Source organism: Asaia sp. A2, from assembly GCF_057319415.1.
Window position 1 is genome coordinate 120,273 of sequence record NZ_JBXWTO010000005.1, and the last position, 18,822, is coordinate 139,094.

Below are 18,822 nucleotides of genomic sequence, written 5' to 3' on the forward strand. Positions count from 1 at the left end.
GCCGCCTTTGCCACATCACACAGTCTCGATTTTCATGAGCAGCGGTGTGCCAACGACAGTTTCCAGGGGCTCGAGGGCCGTGAGGACGGAAAGCATGGCCGCCTCGCTGGTTTCATGTGTGACAAGCGCCAGCGGAACAACCGTCTGTGAAGAGGCCCCTTTTTCAGCCTCTTCCGCCGCATGTTGCGAGAGGGCCCGCAGGGATACGCCGTAGTCGCGCAGAGCGGCTGTGATATCGGCCACTACGCCGGGGCGATCCTGCACAAAGAGGCGCAGATAATATTGCCCGGCCAGGTTTTCACGCGGGGCGCAGGCGATTTCGGGCCGTGGGTCCATTCCCCATACGGGCAGGGCTGTTCCGCGGGCAAGATCGATCACATCGGCTACCACGGCGCTGGCGGTCGGTCCTGCACCCGCACCACGGCCTTCAATCAGCATCGGACCGCTGAAGGCGCCTTCGGTCAGGACCGCATTGAAAACGCCGTCCACATTCGCGATCGGAGCGGATTGCGGCACCATGCACGGGCGCATGGAGGCCTCGATGGTGCCCTGTTCGTCACGGCGCGCGCTGCCCAGCAGCTTGATGCGATAGCCCATCTCACGGGCAAAGGCCTGATCGCACGCGGCGATGTTGCGAATGCCCTCGACATGCAGGCTGTCGAACCGCACCGGTTGACCAAAGGCAAGGCCGGCAAGTATGGCGAGCTTGTGGGCGGCGTCCCAGCCATCGACATCGGTGGACGGGTCCGCTTCGGCATATCCAAGGGCCTGCGCCTCGGCGAGGATATCGCCGAAATCGCGGCCCGATTCGCGCATGGCGGTCAGGATGTAATTGCAGGTGCCGTTCAGGATGCCGCCAACACGCACCAGATTATCGGCCGCCAGCCCCTCACGCACGAGCTTGATGGCCGGGATGCCGCCTGCCACCGAGGCCTCGAATAACAGGGAGGTGTTGTTCTCGCGTGCCAGCGTGGCCAGGGCCGCGCCATGAATGGCAAGCAGGGCCTTGTTGGCGGTCACGACCGGCTTGCCAGCCTTCAGGGCGGTTTCGACCAGCGTACGGGCTGAGCCCTCTGCGCCGCCAATCAGTTCCAGCACCACATCGACCTTCGGGTCGCTGGCCAGCGCAATGGGGTCATCATGCCAGATCAGGCCGGCAAGATCGACGCCACGGTCGCGGGTGCGATCGCGGGCCGAGACGGCGACCACCTCGATGGTCCGTCCGGCACGGGCAGTAATGGCCTGGGCATTCTCACGCAGAAGGCGCACCACGCCAGCCCCGACCGTGCCAAGACCAGCAATACCAAGATGAAGTGTTTGACCGTTCACGAAACTGCCTCTGCCTGTTTGACGCCGTGTTTGTTGAGGAAGGTCTTGATGGCACGCGTAGCCTGACGCAGGCGCTGCGTGTTCTCGACAAGACCGATACGAACGAAGCCTTCGCCATATTCACCAAAGCCCAGACCCGGGGCCACGGCCACACCGGCCTCTTTCAGCAACAGCTTGCTGAAATCGACGCTGCCCATTTCGGCGAAGCGCTCCGGGATAGGCGCCCAGGCGAACATCGAGCCCTGGGGAGAGGGGACGTCCCAGCCCGCAGCATGCAGCCCGCGGATCAGCACGTCGCGACGTTCGCGATACATGTCCCGAATTTCAGCCACGCAATCCTGCGGGCCGCTCAGGGCCGCGACAGCCGCCACCTGAATGGGGGTGAAGGCGCCGTAATCGAGATAGGACTTGATGCGTGTGAGGGCCTGGATCAGATGCGGGTTGCCTGCGGCGAAGCCCATGCGCCAGCCGGCCATGGAATAGGTCTTGGACAGTGAGGTGAACTCGACCGCGATGTCCTTCGCGCCCGGCACCTGCAGGATCGACGGTGGCGGCTCGTCGCCGAAATAGATTTCGCAATAGGCCAGATCGGACAGGATCCAGATCTGTTCGCGACGGGCGAAAGCGACCAGCTCCTTGTAGAAATCAAGCGATGCCGTGAACGCCGTCGGGTTGGACGGAAAATTCACGATGAGCGCGGTCGGCTTGGGGACGGAATGGCGCACCGCCCGCTCAAGCGCGCGCAGCATGTCCTCATCCGGCGTGGCGGGAATGGAGCGTACCGAAGCGCCCGCAATGATGAAGCCGAACTGATGAATGGGGTAGGATGGATTTGGCACCAGAATCGTGTCGCCGGGGCTGGTAATGGCCGAGGACAGATTGGCCAGACCTTCCTTCGAGCCCAGGGTCGCGATGACTTCGGTCTCGGGGTTCAGATCCACACCGAAGCGGCGCTCGTAATACCCTGCCAGGGCGCGGCGCAGCCCGGGAATACCGCGGCTGACCGAGTAGCGATGGCTGCGCGGGTCGGCCACGGTCTCGACAAGCTTCTTGACGATATGGGGCGGTGTGGGGCTGTCGGGGTTGCCCATGCCCAGATCGATGATGTCTTCACCATGCGCTCGGGCCGCGGCCTTGGCCTTGTTTACCTCGGCAAAGACGTAGGGCGGCAGGCGACGGATACGGTGAAACTCTTCGGTCATTTTTTCGGCTCGGGGGCACAGGGTTGAAATAAAATTACCGGAGTCAGGGCGACTCCGACAATCTTCACTAACCTGTTTCCAGAACCGGGTGAACCGTCCTCAGTAAGGCGAGCGGTCAATTCTCGCGCCACGCCCCAGCGCACCGGCGCTCAGACGGATATCCGATGCGGGGACGCCGTGCAGAATCAGGGTCTGTGCCACCACGCGCGCGCGCAGCAGGCCGAGCTTGATGCCAATAACCTGCTCTTCAGGGCGGAATGACGTGATTTCGCCAAAACCCTTCACATAGACCAGGTCATGAGGACCGCGTGTGCCCAGGAATTTGCCGATCGTGCCGTCCTGGCCATTCGCGATCTGGTCGGACGCCTGCTTGAAGCGGATCAGCGTGCCATGGGGCTCGGTCAGATCATAGGAGGGCGGTGCAATGTCCGGCAGGGCGGCATCGCGCGGGATATCGAAGCCGGGAAAACGTGGCGCCTGGGGCGGCAGATCACCGATTTGCGGCAGCTCGCCCGGTTTGATCGGCGGGGGTGCAAAGCGTGTGACTTCAGGCAGGGCGGCCTCGGGCGGCGCTGTTTCGGCGGGCGCAGCCTTCTTCGCTGCCGGTTTGACAGCCGGTGCTGGTGCCGGTGTCGATGCTGAGGCAGGCGCAGGCGTCGCTGGCGGTGTCTGGCCGGGCGCCACGACGCTCATTGATGATCCACTGTCATCGCCCGCAGGGTGCGACTTGGGTTGCGGCGGTGGCGGCGGCGCTGGGATGATGAGTGGGCCGTCAGCCACGGCCAGATGCTGGCTGAGATTGCGCTGGAGCGTCAGCTTGTCCGTAAGGGCCTGTCGGGCCGGGGCACTGGGCAGATCGACCTGGGCGGTCGGGGTCAGCCCGACACGGGGGTAGTTGCCGTGAGCGCCCGGTGCCGGGGGGCGCTGCTTGGCAATCTCGCCGCCCTGGTACTGATGATACCAGTTACCGACCGTATCGACGGCGTCTCTGTGACCGCAGGCGGCCAGGGGCATCGTGAGCGACGCTATGCCTGTCATGACAAGGCCTTTGTGCAGCCAGCCTGTTTTCTGCATTTCTTCCGATCGACCTTATGAATTTCTTGTCCGGGTTCACCGCGCTCATAACACCCTAACCGTTCCCGCCCTTCGTGGCGAGATGCCTGATCCCGAGCAAAAATCGGCGGGGCTCTTGTGAGGGCCGCCCATCAAGCGCAACATAGAAGGGATGAACAGGCTGTATGGACATAGGAACACCATAATGCGTGGCACGACGCCTCAGGACATCTTCCGTATCGCACCACGTCTCGATGATGAAGATCCCGATACACAGAACCCCGACTCTCCGGAGACCAAGGAGCCCGCAGAAAAGGCCCCCGGTACCGAAATCGAGGGCAAGCTGTTCGAGCAGCGCAAGGTGCTGATCTTCGGCGGCATCAACGACAAGGTGGCCCGTGATGTCACAGGTCGTCTGCTCGCGCTGGCCGGGGCTTCGGACAAGCCGATCGATATCTACGTCAACTCACCGGGTGGCCATGTCGAGAGCGGTGACACCATTCATGACATGATCCGCTTTGTGGACTCCATCGCTCCCGTGAACATGATCGGCACGGGCTGGGTGGCATCGGCTGGCGCGCTGATTTTTGCCGCAGGTCGCCCCGAGCGTCGTCTGTGTCTGCCCAATACCCGCTTTCTGCTGCATCAGCCGATGGGCGGTGTTCGTGGCCCGGCAACCGATATCGACATCGAGGCCCGCGAGATCATCAAGATGCGCGAGCGCCTGAACCGACTGTTTGCTCGTGAAACCGGTCAGTCCTACGAGAAGATCGCCAAGGACACGGATCGCAATCACTGGATGTCGGCAGAAGAGGCCATTGCGTATGGTCTCGTCTCGCGAGTCATCAATAAAATGAGCGATATCAAGGAATAAGAAGAGGAAGTCTCTCTCATGTCACGTCTTGAACAACTCTACAGCCATCTTCCCGATGCGCCGTCAGACAAGACCTTGGCCAAGGCCGATTTCGAAGCCCGTCACTGGAGCAGCGCCATTCCCGGCCCGCTCAAGCCGGGTACCGAGGAACACAAGCGCGCCGTGGCCGACATGTTCAGGGAGACTTTCAACCCTTACAAGCCTTCGGTCATCGAGTGGCCCAAGCTCGACCCGCAGACTCTGCATCGCATCACCTCGCTGCCGATCTGGGATATCGCTGTGCAGACCGAAGGCAAGGCACGTCTGCGCATGGCGGCCTATGCCGACATGATCGATGATCCCGACATGAAGGATGCCCTGCGTCGCAATGCCTGGGAGGAGAACCGCCACAAGGAGGTGCTCTCCAAGCTTGTTGAAGCCTACAACATCCCAATGGCCCCCGAGCCGCCCTATATCGAGCCGAAAGACACCGAGTGGGCGTATTTGGTGACCGGTTTCTCGGAATGTGTGGACAGCTTCTTTGCCTTCGGTCTGTTTGCCCTTGCCGAGCGTGCCGGTCTGTTCCCCATGGAACTGATCGAGACGTTCGAGCCTGTGATGCAGGAAGAGTGCCGTCATATCCTGCTTTTCGCCAACTGGCTGGCCTGGCATCGCGCCACCATGCCGTGGTGGAAGCGCCCTGTTTTTGAAGCGCGTGTTCTGGGTGTCTGGGCGTTCCTCGCCTATGAGCGCATGGATCTGGCCCGTTCGATCGATGCCGAGGGCAACGAGCACACGCAGGACAACAATTTCACGGTGACCGGTGCCAAGGACATGACGGACATGGACATCAAGGTGCCCGAGTTGATGCAGCTCTGCCTTGATGAAAATGACCGCCGCTTCTCCGGTTACGACCACCGCCTGCTGCGTCCCACTACGACACCGACACTCGTCAGGACCGGGCTGGCTGCCTATCGTCTGTGGGGAAAAGCATCGGGGGCCGTACGCGCCCGCCTCGGGCATAAGGAGCAGCACGCGCCTGCATGAGTGTGATTGAGCCGGGGTCAGAAGCCCACAAGCATTACTTCTGTCAGCAGTTTATCGACACGCATCAGGTTTTCGACCCGGAAACCCTGCCGTGGCCCGAGCTGACAGAGGAGGAACTGACCCGGCTCCGCGCCGTACCGTTCTGGCAGGAGGTGTATCACACCGAGCGCCGGGCCGGCGCGATTGTCGATGCCTTTACTCCCCAGATCATCGATCCCGAGGTCAAGGAGGCGGTACGTCTCCAGGGCTATGAAGAGGCCCGCCACGCCGCTCTTATCCGCGTCATGATCGAGCGATATGGTCTGGACGCGCGCGAGCAGCCACTTGAGAAATTCCCTGCCGATCTTGAGAAAGCCTTCATCGATTTCGGTTTTGGTGAGTGTCTCGACGCCTTTCTCGGCTTTGGCGCCTTCAAGAGCGCTCGTCAGTCACAGTTTCTGCCTGAAAAGATGTTCGAGATCTTCGACATCCTGATGTTTGAAGAGACACGTCATATCGTTTTCTTCATCAACTATATGGCCTGGAGAGAAAAGCGCCGCGGTCTCGGGCGGACCAGGCGTTCGATCAAATCGCTGCGTTTCTATGTCCGCGCCCTGAGCCGCCTGCTTGGAATGGTGAAACGCGGGCAGGAGCCCAATGACGGGCGGGATTTTGCTGTCACCCAGACCAATCTCTTTCTCGATGGCTTTTCCTTTCGCGGCTTCGTCGAGGATTGCTACCGCGAAAATGCCCGTCGCATGACGGCGTTCGATCCCGGTCTCATGCAGCCTCGCTTGCTGCCCGGTATTGCCGACCTGGCTTTGCGCGGGTTGCGCCTGTGGGATAAAGGACGTGGTCTGACAACGCGCTGACAGGCATGGGGCTCTGCCCCATTCCCCGCCAAAGGGCGGTCGCCCTTCGGAAACCCTGAATACGGGAGGGAAGGGGCGCCCCGTTTATTCTCCTGTCGCACCACCGCCTGCATGACGACGATCATAGCCGCCGTAGAATTGCCCGTCGGGATGCGATCCCAGCTTTGCACCGCCAGCAAGAACGCCCTCAGCTGAGCCCCAGGGCTGATGCGTTTCAATCGTATAGCCATGAGCCCGCAGGGTGGCGATGACGGGTTCCGACAGAGCACCGGGTTCGATCTCGACGGCTTCAGGCTGCCATTGTTCGTGAATGCGGGGCATGTCGACCGCTTCCTGAATGGTCATGCCGTAATCGACCACCCCCAGAATCGTCGCAAGGGTGATGGTGGGAATGCGTGAGCCGCCCGGGCTGCCAATGGCCATGATGGCCTTGCCATTTCTGGAGAGAATGGTGGGCGACATGGAAGAGAGCGGCGTCTTGCCGGGAGCAATCGCATTGGCCTTGCTGCCGACAATGCCGAACATGTTCGGCTCACCGGGTTTGGACGAAAAATCATCCATCTCGTCATTCAGAAAATAACCAGCGCTGCCTGCCATGACCTTCGCCCCGAACCAGCCATTGAGCGTATAGGTGACCGAGACAGCGTAGCCTGAATGATCCATGATCGAATATTGCGTGGTTTCCCGCTTTTCAGGCTGGGGGTCGCCCGCCACGAGGCTGACAGAAGGCACCGCGTCTTCGGCCGGAATGGCGGCGCGGATTTTTGCGGCATAAGCCGGGTCGATCAGATGCGCCACAGGGTTTCTGACGAAAGCCGGATCGCCCAGATCGCGCCGGTCGGAGTAGGTGTGACGCATCGCCTCGATTTCCTGATGTGTCGAGCGCGCACTGTAGAGCCCTTCGGATTTGAGGTCGTAGCCTGACAGGATATTGAGCATTTCGCACAATGCCACACCGCCGCCACTCGGCGGGGGGGCGGTATCAATCTGATAGCCGCGATAACTGCACCGTATGGGCGCCATGATGCGTGGCTTGTAGGCGGCGAAATCGGCCATGGTCAGCAGGCCACCATTCGCCTTGCTGACACGCACCGTTTCTTCAGCAATCCAGCCACGATAAAAGACGTCCGGCCCCTTGTCGGCAATGGCCTGCAGCGAGCGGGCAAGGTCGGTCTGTCTGAAGCGCTCGCCAGTCATGAAAGGCTTGCGATCGGTGCGCAGAAAGATTTTTGAGGCGTAGGGATCGTTGATGAAGGCCTTGGTCGAGGTGTTCAGCAGGTGAACGTCATTCTCTTCGAGCATGTAGCCTTTACCGGCCAGAGCGATGGCGGGTGCCATGACCTGAGCCCTTGTCAGATGACCCCAGCGTTTCAGCGCGAGATCGAGCCCGGCCACCGTGCCGGGCACGCCCACCGATTTCCATCCGATGGTCGAGAGCCCCTTGATGATCTTGCCGTCCTTGTCCTGATACATCGTCTCGGTGGCGGCAAGCGGAGCATGTTCGCGAAAATCGATGAAAAAGGCTTTGCCATCCGGTGTATGCAGGGTCATGAACCCACCGCCACCAATATTGCCTGCGGCCGGATAGACCACAGCCAGCGCATAGCCTACTGCAACAGCCGCATCGACAGCATTCCCCCCGTCATGCAGGATCTTTGCGCCAACATCGGATGCCAGATGCTGCGCCGAGACCACCATCCCATGCGCGCCCTGCGTCGAGGGAATAGGGGGGCGGCTGGTCGCGGCGCCCCCAAAATTGAGCGCGTCGCCACCCGGGGCTGCCTGGGCAGAGCCGAAGGCCGAGAGCGTGACGACACAGGACAGGGCGGAGGCAGACAGAAGCTGACGCCAGCGGCTTGGCGTTGAGGCAGGGAAAGACATAAGACGGTCCTGAATTCAGTGAGAAGAAGCGGGTGAAGAGGGGCGTGGCGCCGGGCTGAGCGCATCATTGCTGCGATCGATATCCGGAATGGCATGATCCGGGTCGAGGGTGGCGCGCCGTACCGGGCTACCGCCTTTGAGCGTCACGACATGGGTATTGCCGCCGCTCCAGACTTCTGTCGGAACAACAAGGCGTTCAACGCTGCCATCGTCACGGGTGACGGCAAGCGTGACCGGCAAAGGCAGCCATCCCTTGTTGATGATGGTCAGCGAGACGCCTTTTTTCGGGTCCTTGTCGGTATAATCGATGGCATCGAGCGCATAATCGGGGCTGCGATTCTCGAAATACCAGCCGCGCCAGAACCAGGAGAGGTCTTCACCGGCATCGCTCTCCATCAGACGAAAGAAGTCCGAAGGGGTCGGGTGCTTGTAGGCCCATACGGCGATGTAATGGCGAAAGGCGCGGTCAAAGCGTTCCGGCCCCAGGATCTGACTGCGCAGCAATTCGAGACCGTAGGCCGCCTTGAAATAGGCCATGGCATGACGATTGCCATGACCTGGAATGGTGGACGAGGTCATGAGCGGGTCATAGACCGGGTCTTTCAGGATTTTGACGATGTCATCCGCTGGCTTGCCCGTGTCGGGGGCATATTCGCCATCCTGCTTGGGGGCGAACTCTCCCTTGTTGAAGTGTCGGGAGGCGAGGGAGTCGATGAAGGTGTTGAACCCTTCATCCATGAAGCCATGGCGGCGCTCATTGCTGCCGACAATCATGGGGAACCACCCATGGCCCAGCTCATGAGTAGTGATCCAGAAGAGCTTGGCATCACGGTCCTGCATGCCGTCAAAAACGATGCCGGGATATTCCATTCCAGCGCCATGACCGCCGACATTGATCGCTGTGGCCCAGGGATAGGGGTACCAGCTCGACGAGAAATACTCGATGCTGTGCTTCACATATTCTGTCGATCGGTCCCAGGCCTGTGGGCCGATGCCCTCCACGGGGTAAACCGACATGGCCAGTCGTGGTGTGGGTTTCAGCCCCGGGGCCGGGGCAAGAGGCGGCAGATTGAGTTTCGCCGCATCCCAGAGCAGGGCAGCAGAGGCAACAAAGGCCACATCGCGCGTATTGGGCATGAAAAAATGCCAGCTACGGGTGCCGTTCGCCGATCGATGGGAGGCAGCCTCGATATCGGCCTGATTGCGTATCAGCACGCGTTTTTCGCTCATGCGTGCCTGCGCCAGACGCTGGCGTTCCTGCGCCGTCAAAACGTCTTTCTCGTTGAGGAGCGCTCCCGATCCGACAACGAGGAAATTCGACGGCACCGTGACGCGATAATCGATATCGCCGTAATCGAGATAGAATTCGCCTCCCAGATAAGGCGCTGTGTCCCAGCCACGCAGATCGTCAAAGACGGCCATGCGTGGATAGAACTGGGCAATTTCGAAAATATCCCCATTCCGCGACGGGGTGACGGCCGTACGACCACCCCATGTTCCGGGGACTTCGTAATGCCATGATACGGCGAATTTCACGGTGCTCCCAGGCGCAAGCGGGGTGGGCAGGGCGATCTGCATCCGCGTGTCGGAAATCAGGGGCGTGACAGCGATTTCCTTTCCATGCGCGTCAAGCAGCGCGACACGATCGATCTGTATTCCCTCGGTGTGGCCATGCGCCCTGAAGCGCGCTGGCATGGCGGCTGCGCCCCGTGAGGTCTCGCGATAGATATTCTGTTCAAGCTGTAGCCAGAGCACGTTCAGGGTGCTGGGGCTGTTATTGCGGTAGGTGATGGTCTCCTGCCCGGTCAGGCGATGGGCAGGGGCATCAAGCGCGACATCGATGCGGTAATCTGCCCGGTTGTGCCAGTAATCGGGCCCGGGCGTTCCATCGGCGGAGCGATAGCGATTGATGGCGGTCGGATAATCGATGGGCGCGAAGATATGCGCAGGCCTTGGCTCGTTCTCTGGCCCTGTATGGGCCGGAGGGGGGGCTGCTGCGACAAGGAGGGTAGCCAGCCCGGTTGCAGCGCTGGCCTTGAGAAGGGGCTTTGTCGCCGCCCGACAGAGCGGCTTAGAAATTCGCATCGACACGACCGAAATAATACGCGCCGGTCATGGAAAGCGGAGAGGCGGAATCGTAGATCTTCGGCCCGAGATAATTCACGACAGCAGGCACCATGCGGGGACGCTGATTGAAGATGTTGTTCGAGCCGATCGCCAGACGCCAGTGCTTGTTGACGCGATAGGCCACTTCGAGATCGGTGGTCCAGACAGGGGTATTTTCGAAGGGCAGGAAGGTGGTGGTGGAATAGCGCACGGAAGACGGTGCGAGATCTTCATAGGTAAGCAGGGTCTTGTAGGAGCCAAAGCGCGTCTCGCGGATATTGACCCCCCATTTGCCGTAATCCCAATGAGCATTGAGGATGATCTTGGAGCGCGGCACGCCCTGTGCCGAAGCCTGTGTCTGGGCGTTGGCGAAAGGATTACCAAAGATATTGGTATTGAGATGAGTGACGACGGTGCGGTTCAGGTTGAGTAGCAGGGAAAGATCGAGTGAGCCGTAGCGATGCAGCAGGAAGCGGTAATCGCTCTGGATATCCAGACCCTGCGTGCGGGTGCTGGCGGCGTTGGCGTAGTAATAGGCCTTGATATTGCTCAGGGAGACGCTGCCGCCTGTTGCGATATCAACACCAGCCGCCTGAATGGCTTCGAGAGCCGATGTGCCTGCGATGCTGGAGGCAGCCAGGATACGGTCACGGATGTTGATCTGATAGACATCGGCAGAAATGTGAAAACGGTCGATCGGCTCAAGCACGATGCCGCCTTCAGCGCTGGTTGACCGCTCGGGCTTGAGCGATGAGGCCCCGATGGAGCGCGCCGCAGTGCTGTTGGCCCCGAGCAGGCCGGAAGCACCGGTCGGAGAAACGCTGAGCGAACTGTAATGCTCCTCGGCCAGTGTCGGCGCGCGGAAACCGGTGCTGATCGTGCCGCGGATGGCGATGCGGCGTGTGAAATCATAGCGTGTGGTAATTTTGCCGGTCTCGGTATTGCCGGCATCGGTGTAGTGCTCGAAGCGACCGGCGAAATCGAGATCCCAATGCTTCAGCGGGTGGAAATCGCCATCCAGATAGCCGGCCCAGACATTACGCTGCCATTCGCCCGCGCTGACGGGTGAGATGCCTGCATAGCCGGATGTGCCACCATAAAGGTAGGAGGCATCATTGCCCGCGCCCACATGGTACATTTCCAGGCGATGTTCGGCACCCATGGCGAACGTCATGGGGGTGGCCATGCCGACATTGAAATTGCGGCGCATGTCGAAATTGCTCGTCCACTGAGCCATGCTGTAGGTCGCCGCACGTGTGGTCGTCGGGGAGTAGCCATACACACTGGCGTAGCTGGAATTATAGGTGTTCTTGACGCCGATATCGTCGTCATCCTGCCCGTAAAGCGTACTCAGATCCCAGCTGAAGCCGAAAAGATCATCGCCCTTCAGGCCAAGATTGGCCTGGAAATTGTTTTCGTCGATCGTCTCCAGAGGGGAGAAACCATAGGGGTAGATCGTGGTCGGTGCCGAGGCCCCGGGGAGGCGGTAGTTCTCGTAGGCTTCGGCATGGCGATGGGCATAGGTGACCAGTCCATAGGTGCGCAGGCCCTCGACAATATCCTTGCCCCATTCGATCGACAGATTCTCGCGTGTTTCCTCAGGCGTGCTTTCGATCTTGTTCGAATTGGCAGGCCAGCTCGAACTGGCGGTCCAGCGATGGTCGCGCGTGCTCTTGTTGTCGGCCACGAAATGGTCGGTGTGGTAGACCTGGCCCGAAATATGAACGAAGCCGTCCTGTCCCCATTTGCGGCCGCCATCGGCACCGATCAGATATTGCCACCCGTCGCCATTATAGGCGTTGGCGCCTGTCTGGGCATAGGTATGGATGCCGTGATCAGTCTTCTTGGTGATGATGTTCACCACGCCGGCGATGGCATCAGACCCATACATGGCAGCCGCACCATCGCGCAGCACTTCCATATGGTCGATGGCCCCTGCCGGGATCATGTTGAGATCGACCGGTGTGGTCCCACCCGCCATATTGCCGGTGATATTGCGCCGCTTGCCGTCAACCAGCACCAGAACTTCATTAGCTGACAGTCCGCGCATACGAATGGATGAGGTCAGGGCTGCGGTATCATTGCCCAGCGCAGAGACGGTAATGGACGGGTCGAGACGCGACAGGACACTGGCAAGGTTGAGCTCGCCCGTGCGCTCCATCTGGGCCTGGGTGTAAAGCGTGATGGGCGAGGAACTGTCACGAACCCGGCGATTTGAGGCGCGTGTGCCGGTAACGATAATGGCTTCACTGCCGCCTTCGGCATGAGGGCTCGCAGCCTTGCGACGACTGGGCGCAGGACGCGACACAGGCGCATTTTGCCGAGCAGAGGGGGAAGTGCCTGCTACCTGATGCTTGTGGCGATCCTGGCCTTGATGAACCGAGGAGGATTTTGCGAGGGCGGGGGATGATGAAATCTGGAAAAGGGCAGTTGACGAAATCAGTGCCACGACAAGATTTTTTCTATAAGCCGACAGGTGTTCTGGCATGAATGACGCCCTTCGAGACGAAATCGATATGATACGAATAAGAAATATTCGATCATACCGCAGGCGCTTGGGCAATAAATGAAAAGGATCTTTTGTGTAACGGAGAATAATATAATAAACGGCTCTGGGGGTTTTGTTACAAAAATGTATCGATCATGCCTGAATGCGTTCAGCTTTCGTCAAGACGGATCTGTCGCGGGACCGGGCCGCCGACTGGAGGCGTTCATGGATGGAAAGGTTCAGCAAAGAGGTCAGTCACTGACAGCGATGGGGTATGAGTGCGCGCCTGTTACCTGTACCCCATCGGTGTTGTCTTGCGGCTCCCGGGATCTGACGGGGCTGACCTTGGGAGCAGGGTAGTTCCTGTTTCCAAAGACGATTTTATCCGGGATATATTTCGTGCTCAGCCAGGCAGTCCCAGAAGGCGCTCGGTATCAGGATCGACGGGTATCCCGTTCTGCAAACGTCTTTGCGCCTCCTCCCATTCCCTGTCGCCCGGTGCGCATACCGGCACGTCCGGTTCCGCCGTGGGCGAATTGCGCAGCAGGTCGAGATAGCGGGCCATTTCTGCTTCGAAGGCTGCCTGCCCGATAAATCTTGCCGGATCAAAGGCGACCATGATGTGACCAACATTCTGCGGTTTGTGACCCTCCTGCGCCTGGGCCGTTGTGGTCATGATGGGGTCAGGGTCTGCGCCGGAGAGAATGGCGGAGAGAATTGTGACGAGTCCCGCCAGGGCTGCGCCCTTGTGGCCGTAGGCCATCCCGCCGAGTGGCTGCAAAAACCGGGCCTGACTGGCATCGAGTGTCGGGTGTCCCTGTTCGTTAAGGGCGACTTCGGGCGGTAAAGGCAGGCCCAGGCTTCGGTACAGCTTGACCCTGTTGAACGGAATGGACGAGGTGGCCATGTCGAGCAGCCAGGGTTCCCGGTCGCGCACGGGGGCGGCCATGGCGATCGGGTTGGTACCGTGGAAGGGGGTCCGCCCCCCTGCGAGAGCGACCGCAGGATCGGAATTGCTCAATACCAGCGACACAAAGCCCTGTTCAGCGGCGGCGAGCGCATAAGCCCCGCCAGCGCCATAATGGGTCGAGTGATGCACGGTGACGGCACCAATGCCTGCGTGGCGCGCCAGAGTGATCGCCTGATTCATCGCCTCATAGGATGCTGCATGGGCAAGACCGAAATCGGCGTCCAGACGGCCGGTTGCCGGGGCTGTCTGGGTAAAGACGCGGTGTGGCTCCCTGTTCACGCCACCCTTTTCCAGCATGTCAACGTAATATCCGATCAGTCTCACGCCATGACTGTCTGTCCCGAGGCGTGAGGCATGCATCATGGCACGTACGGTCTGGGCAGCATCGTCTGGCCGTGCACCGGCGGCGACGAGTTTTGCCTGACAGGCTTCGGCCAGACGAAGGGCCGGATAACGATTGGCAGTGTCCATGAGATCCCGTTTCAGCGGTTATGTGTGCCGAGCATCTTGTGTGCCCGTTCGCGGTCCAGCGCGCCCTGCCATGCTGCAAGAACAACCGGCGCAACGCAATTGCCTGCAAGGTTTCCTACCGCCCGGGCGATACCGCTGAACCAGTCAACGGCAATCAGCAGAACAAGGCTTGAGAGCGGGATGGATGGTGCTGCCGCCAGCGTGGCTGCCAGCACGACGATCGCAATTCCAGGCACGCCATGCGCGCCTTTCGACGTGATCAGGGCCGTGGCCAGCATCGAGAGAATCTGTGTGAGCGTAAGGGGCGTGTGGGTGACTTCGGCCAGAAAGACCACCGCAAAACCGAGATAGATCGACAGGGCATCGAGGTTGAGCGAATAGCCTGCCGGAACGACAAGCCCCACCACCTGTCGAGAAATTCCCATGGCTTCGAGCTTGGTCATGATGCTGGGCAGCACGGAGTCCGAGCTTGTCGTGGCGGTGACGATCAGGATTTCCTCGCGGAAATACCGGGCGAAGTGCAGCGGGTTGATTTTGCAAAGTGCCAGCAACCCGCCGAGAATGCACACAATGAAAACGGCGATCGCGCTGAAATACAGAATGACGAACAGCGCCAGATGATCGATGGCGTCGAGGCCGTATTCTGCGACTGTTGTCGAAACGGCACCAAAAACGCCCAGTGGCGCTGTGGTGATGATGACGCGCATCATACGCGAAAACAGGCTGGAAAAGCTCTCGATCAGTTTGGTGATAGGGGCCCCGGCTTCGCCAAGGCGGGAGAGACAGCACCCCAGAAGGACCGCGAAAAAGAGGATCTGGAGAATGTTCCCTTCCGCGAAAGCGGCGATGGGAGAGCGCGGAATAAGGTTGAGAATGAACCCCGTGATGCCCTGCCCATGCAGGGCATGAGCGTTTGCGGCATAGCTGGCAACGGCATGCGCATCTTCAGGGCTGGGCGTATAGTTCATCCCGCGCCCGGGATGGAGCAACAGGGCGGCTCCTACCGAAAGCAGCAGAACCAGTGTGGTCATGGCCTCGAAATAGATGAGCGCCCTGCTTCCAAGCTTGCCGACAGCCCCCAGAGATCCCGCGCCAGTGATGCCGCTCACGACAATGCAGAACAGAAGCGGCCCGACAATCATCAGGATCAGACGCAGGAACAGATCGGTCAGCCAGCGGCACTGATGGGCAAGGTGAGGCGCAAACAGCCCGAGCGCTATGCCGGCCACCGTGGCGATAATGACCTGAACGAAGATACCGGGGCGGTAACGGCTAGATCGTTTCAGGTCATGGGTGCTCAAATCGACTCTCCAGTCAGCAGGGCGGGATCAGGCCCCGCCGTAGGGTTGGTCTTGCCGGATGATCAATAGGTTACGTTGATCTTCGCACCGACGAAACGGGGCAGGCCAGGAATGACCCCATAGAAGGTTGCCTGCGTACCGCCAGACAGCCAATAGCGCCGATCGGCGAGATTCTGCCCATAAACAGTAAGCGACCAGTGTTGCTTGGGCGCCGCAAAGGTCAGGAAGGAGTTGAGCAGGAAATAGGCCGGTGCACGATAGATGCCGCCATCGCCGATATGCTGTGGCTGTGTCTGCGCGCCACGATAGTTGTAATCGACGTCGAAACTCATGCGATAATCGGCAAATACGTTCCAGCTATAGACCGCGGCGCCGGAAAGGGTGAGGTTGGCGAGCCCCATATTGTAGCCATTGTAGTTGGTATAGACGGGCGACCAGACACCGGTAGAGGCAAATTGTGCCGTGGTGGCGCTGCGGTTCAGGCTCTGAAACTGTGTGTACACACCATTCTGGTACCCAAAATTCTGGGTGAGCACGAGCCCATGAAACGGATGGGCCTCCATGTCGAATTCGGCACCGTAGATATAGGAGCGCGGGGCGTTTACATAGCCACCCAGTACGCCATAGGGGGGCACCAGAATGCTGCCAAGGATCTGTTGGTCGCGATAATCGTAATAGAACCCAGCCGCATTGAAGCGCAGGCGGCGGTTGAACAGCATGGTTTTGAAGCCGCCTTCATAAGTAAGTACGGATTCAGGCTTGAAGGGGCGAAGCTGATTGGCGTTCTGGGTGATATTGGCCGAGAAGCCGCCGGGCTTGAACCCTTTGGAGAAGATGGCATAGCCCATGATGCTGGGCGTAACCTGATACTGGACCCCGACGCGTCCGCCGAACTGATTGGTGAGCGCGCCCGCATTGCCGAAATTGGTTTGCGAGGTGGCAAGCCCGGTATTCAGATTGACGTTGGTGCTCGTCAGATTGAGCATCTGGCGGTCGTCGGAATCGTGGTTGATCGCGCCGATCAGCGTGAGTTTCGGCAGAATACGATAGCTGAGTTGTACGTACTGGTTGAAGTTCTGCTGGTTCTGACGATAGGACGTCTCGTTCAGCGGCGTGGTGCCGGGACGATCAGAGCTGTCGTACCAGAAGCTCTGTGCCATGCGCGAGCGGCTGTAATACAGACCCGTCTCCCAGTGGAAGCGCGCTTTCGGGTCACGCGATTCCAGCTTTACTTCCTGCGAAAACACATTGGTCTGGTTGTTGCGGAACATGTTGCCGTAGGATTTGACCGAGTTGGTCTGGTTCGTCAGCTCATGCTCGTCAACCATCTCATAGGCGCTTTGTGACCACAGACGCGCCCAGTTGAATTCCTTGGTGTAGCGCACATTCGCGCCCCAGAAGAGATTATCCTCACGCGGCTTGGTATTGTTGGGATTGATGCCAATGATCTTGGCAAAACGCGGGTCGAGACCCCATGCCGTCTGGTAGATATCTCCCGTGATGGGGACGCCGTAGGAATTGTAGAGATTGTGACCCGAGGAGGATTCCGACTGGTCGGTTGTCCAGTGGCCCCCGATATCAAGGCGCGAGGTCTCGTCAATCTTCCAGCGCAGCTTGCCGCGCAACGCGCCGATATTGCTGTTGCCGTAACCTGTGCCCTGCGCATTGTGCTGAAAGCCTCCCCCCGTGAGGGACTGCCCGGCAATACGATAGGACACGCTTTTTGACAGTGGCCCAGAAACAAAACCCTCGACGCGATTGCGCCCGTAGCTGGCGATATCCTCCGTCAGGCCCGCATGGAATTGCTGCGTCGGATCGCCCGTGTGGAAATTGACCTCGCCGCCGGTGGTCGGCTGACCATGCGTGAAGCCCGAGGCACCAGGGGCGACGGACACGTCATCCATATCGAACAGGATACCGGTGGTCATGATGCTGACCGGATAGGCGATGCCATCGACATAGGGCATGACCGATGGGGTATTGTTCTGGGTAAAATCCATCAGCCCCACGCCACGCAGGGCGAAATTGAGGGCGGCGCTGCCAAAGCTCGGCTGGATGGTCAGGTTGGGCGCCACGCGCACAATATCTGTCAGCTGCCGAACGTTCCGGTTCTGCAATTCCTGACGGGACAGAACGGTTTCGGAATGAGCATCATGCTGACCTGCACTGGTTACGCCGCGCCGCGCCGAGACATGCACGGTTTCACTGCTGCCATTGAGCGGCGCATGAGGGTGTGCCTTAGCGTGCCGCTCCGGTTTGGCGTGCGCGGATGAGGATGCCGCCTGAGCTTCTGTCGTGGCGACAGCGAGCAATGACGAGGCGACAATGGTTGAGACCAGCAGAACTGTCCGACAGGATATCATACGCGAGGGGCGGCGGGACTTCAGAGGGGACATGGACAGCTCCGACTGTATTATTTTTATCCAGACAAACTTGTATACTATCTAGAATACAAATTGGAACAGTTCCATAGCGAAATGAAAGATTTGTAAAATCTGTGTGGGACATTGCTGGTTCGATACGATGCGCGGTGCTTGCCATGAGTTCTCGTCCGGCGCATAAAACACTTATGCTACACAAGAAAATCGACCCGGAACGTGCCAGCGGCCTTGTGATTGAAGAGCGGATCATCCACGCCGTGCTTTCAGGGCGAATCGCGCCAGGCGAACGCTTTGGGGAAAAGGAGGTCGGCGAGATCTTTGGTGTATCACGCACGCTGGTGCGCGAGGCGATGATCCGTCTCAGCAGCAGGGGGCTGGTCGATGTTTCACCGCGTCGCGGATGGTTCGTCATTGAGCCGACCGTGGCTGAAGCGCGTGAGATTATCGAGGCCAGGCGCGCTGTCGAGACTGGGCTGATCATGGATCATGTGCTTATCTCGCCAGAGACGGTCGCGCGGTTGCGGTTGCATCATGAAGCACAGCAGGCGGCTATCGCGGGGCAGGATCTGGCGAGACGCTCTTACCTGCTCGGCCATTTTCATGTGCATATGGCCGATGTGCTGGGCAATTCGATTCTGGCTGATATTCTTGAAAATCTGACGGCGCGTACCGTGCTGATTTCTGCCCTGTATCAATCGGAAGAAGACGCCCAGCATTCATGCAACGATCATGGCGAGCTGATTTCGGCCATGGAGCGTGGGGATCGGGAAGAGGCCATACGCATCACACAGGACCATCTGGTACATCTCGAGAAAGCCCTGCGTAATCGTGCAAGAAGTAATCGCCATGCCGGGTTGAGCGGCGCGCTGGCTGAATCATGACCAATTCT

The 18,822-nt window shown here is 59.6% G+C and carries 13 protein-coding genes; 4 read left to right on the plus strand and 9 right to left on the minus strand.

The genetic code is table 11. The features are described from left to right. Window positions 1–15 precede the first annotated feature (15 nt). From ACWNRM_RS06015 to ACWNRM_RS06025, 3 genes are all read right to left on the minus strand, one after another. A complete protein-coding gene (locus ACWNRM_RS06015; protein ID WP_485169950.1) occupies window positions 16–1,329 on the minus strand; it encodes a homoserine dehydrogenase in 1,314 nt (437 codons plus the stop codon). Further along, entirely contained in the window at window positions 1,326–2,531 is a 1,206-nt protein-coding gene (locus tag ACWNRM_RS06020) for an LL-diaminopimelate aminotransferase (protein ID WP_062163717.1), read from the minus strand. The genes ACWNRM_RS06015 and ACWNRM_RS06020 overlap by 4 nt, the downstream gene beginning before the upstream one ends. A 99-nt stretch (window positions 2,532–2,630) precedes the next feature. After that, window positions 2,631–3,569: a hypothetical protein gene (locus ACWNRM_RS06025; RefSeq protein ID WP_485169949.1), complete on the minus strand. Its 939-nt coding sequence runs from the start codon at window positions 3,567–3,569 to the stop codon at window positions 2,631–2,633. A gap of 220 nt (window positions 3,570–3,789) precedes the next feature. Between ACWNRM_RS06025 and ACWNRM_RS06030 the strand changes: the two genes are divergently transcribed. From ACWNRM_RS06030 to ACWNRM_RS06040, 3 genes are read left to right on the plus strand one after another with little or no spacing between them, the layout of a single operon-like run. Then, on the plus strand, window positions 3,790–4,458 hold the full coding sequence (locus tag ACWNRM_RS06030; protein WP_166929247.1) for an ATP-dependent Clp protease proteolytic subunit: 669 nt from the start codon (window positions 3,790–3,792) through the stop codon (window positions 4,456–4,458). Window positions 4,459–4,476: 18 nt separating this feature from the next. After that, the gene (locus ACWNRM_RS06035; RefSeq protein WP_485169948.1) at window positions 4,477–5,484 is read left to right on the plus strand and encodes a ferritin-like domain-containing protein; all 1,008 of its coding nucleotides are present in this window, start codon (window positions 4,477–4,479) and stop codon (window positions 5,482–5,484) included. Continuing rightward, the gene (locus ACWNRM_RS06040; protein WP_485169947.1) at window positions 5,481–6,335 is read left to right on the plus strand and encodes a hypothetical protein; all 855 of its coding nucleotides are present in this window, start codon (window positions 5,481–5,483) and stop codon (window positions 6,333–6,335) included. Before ACWNRM_RS06035 ends, ACWNRM_RS06040 begins: the two co-directional genes overlap by 4 nt. Window positions 6,336–6,419: 84 nt before the next feature. On the opposite strand, the gene ggt is transcribed toward ACWNRM_RS06040, so the two are convergent. From ggt to ACWNRM_RS06070, 6 genes are all read right to left on the minus strand, one after another. After that, window positions 6,420–8,216, minus strand: coding sequence for a gamma-glutamyltransferase (gene ggt / locus ACWNRM_RS06045; RefSeq protein ID WP_485169946.1), 1,797 nt, complete (start codon window positions 8,214–8,216; stop codon window positions 6,420–6,422). A 15-nt stretch (window positions 8,217–8,231) separates the two neighbouring features. Beyond that, window positions 8,232–10,301 (minus strand): M1 family metallopeptidase, encoded by a 2,070-nt coding sequence (locus ACWNRM_RS06050; protein WP_485169945.1) that lies wholly within the window; start codon window positions 10,299–10,301, stop codon window positions 8,232–8,234. Further along, entirely contained in the window at window positions 10,288–12,810 is a 2,523-nt protein-coding gene (locus ACWNRM_RS06055) for a TonB-dependent receptor plug domain-containing protein (protein WP_485169944.1), read from the minus strand. Before ACWNRM_RS06055 ends, ACWNRM_RS06050 begins: the two co-directional genes overlap by 14 nt. 403 nt (window positions 12,811–13,213) lie before the next feature. Continuing rightward, window positions 13,214–14,251, minus strand: coding sequence for an Ldh family oxidoreductase (locus tag ACWNRM_RS06060; RefSeq protein ID WP_485169943.1), 1,038 nt, complete (start codon window positions 14,249–14,251; stop codon window positions 13,214–13,216). An 11-nt stretch (window positions 14,252–14,262) separates the two neighbouring features. Next, a complete protein-coding gene (locus tag ACWNRM_RS06065; protein ID WP_485169942.1) occupies window positions 14,263–15,552 on the minus strand; it encodes a cation:dicarboxylate symporter family transporter in 1,290 nt (429 codons plus the stop codon). Window positions 15,553–15,614: 62 nt separating this feature from the next. Beyond that, a complete protein-coding gene (locus ACWNRM_RS06070; RefSeq protein ID WP_485169941.1) occupies window positions 15,615–17,948 on the minus strand; it encodes a TonB-dependent receptor in 2,334 nt (777 codons plus the stop codon). A gap of 143 nt (window positions 17,949–18,091) precedes the next feature. Between ACWNRM_RS06070 and ACWNRM_RS06075 the strand changes: the two genes are divergently transcribed. Next, window positions 18,092–18,814 carry a GntR family transcriptional regulator gene (locus ACWNRM_RS06075; protein WP_485169940.1) on the plus strand — a complete coding sequence of 241 codons (723 nt, stop codon included), beginning with the start codon at window positions 18,092–18,094 and terminating at the stop codon, window positions 18,812–18,814. Window positions 18,815–18,822 lie beyond the last annotated feature (8 nt).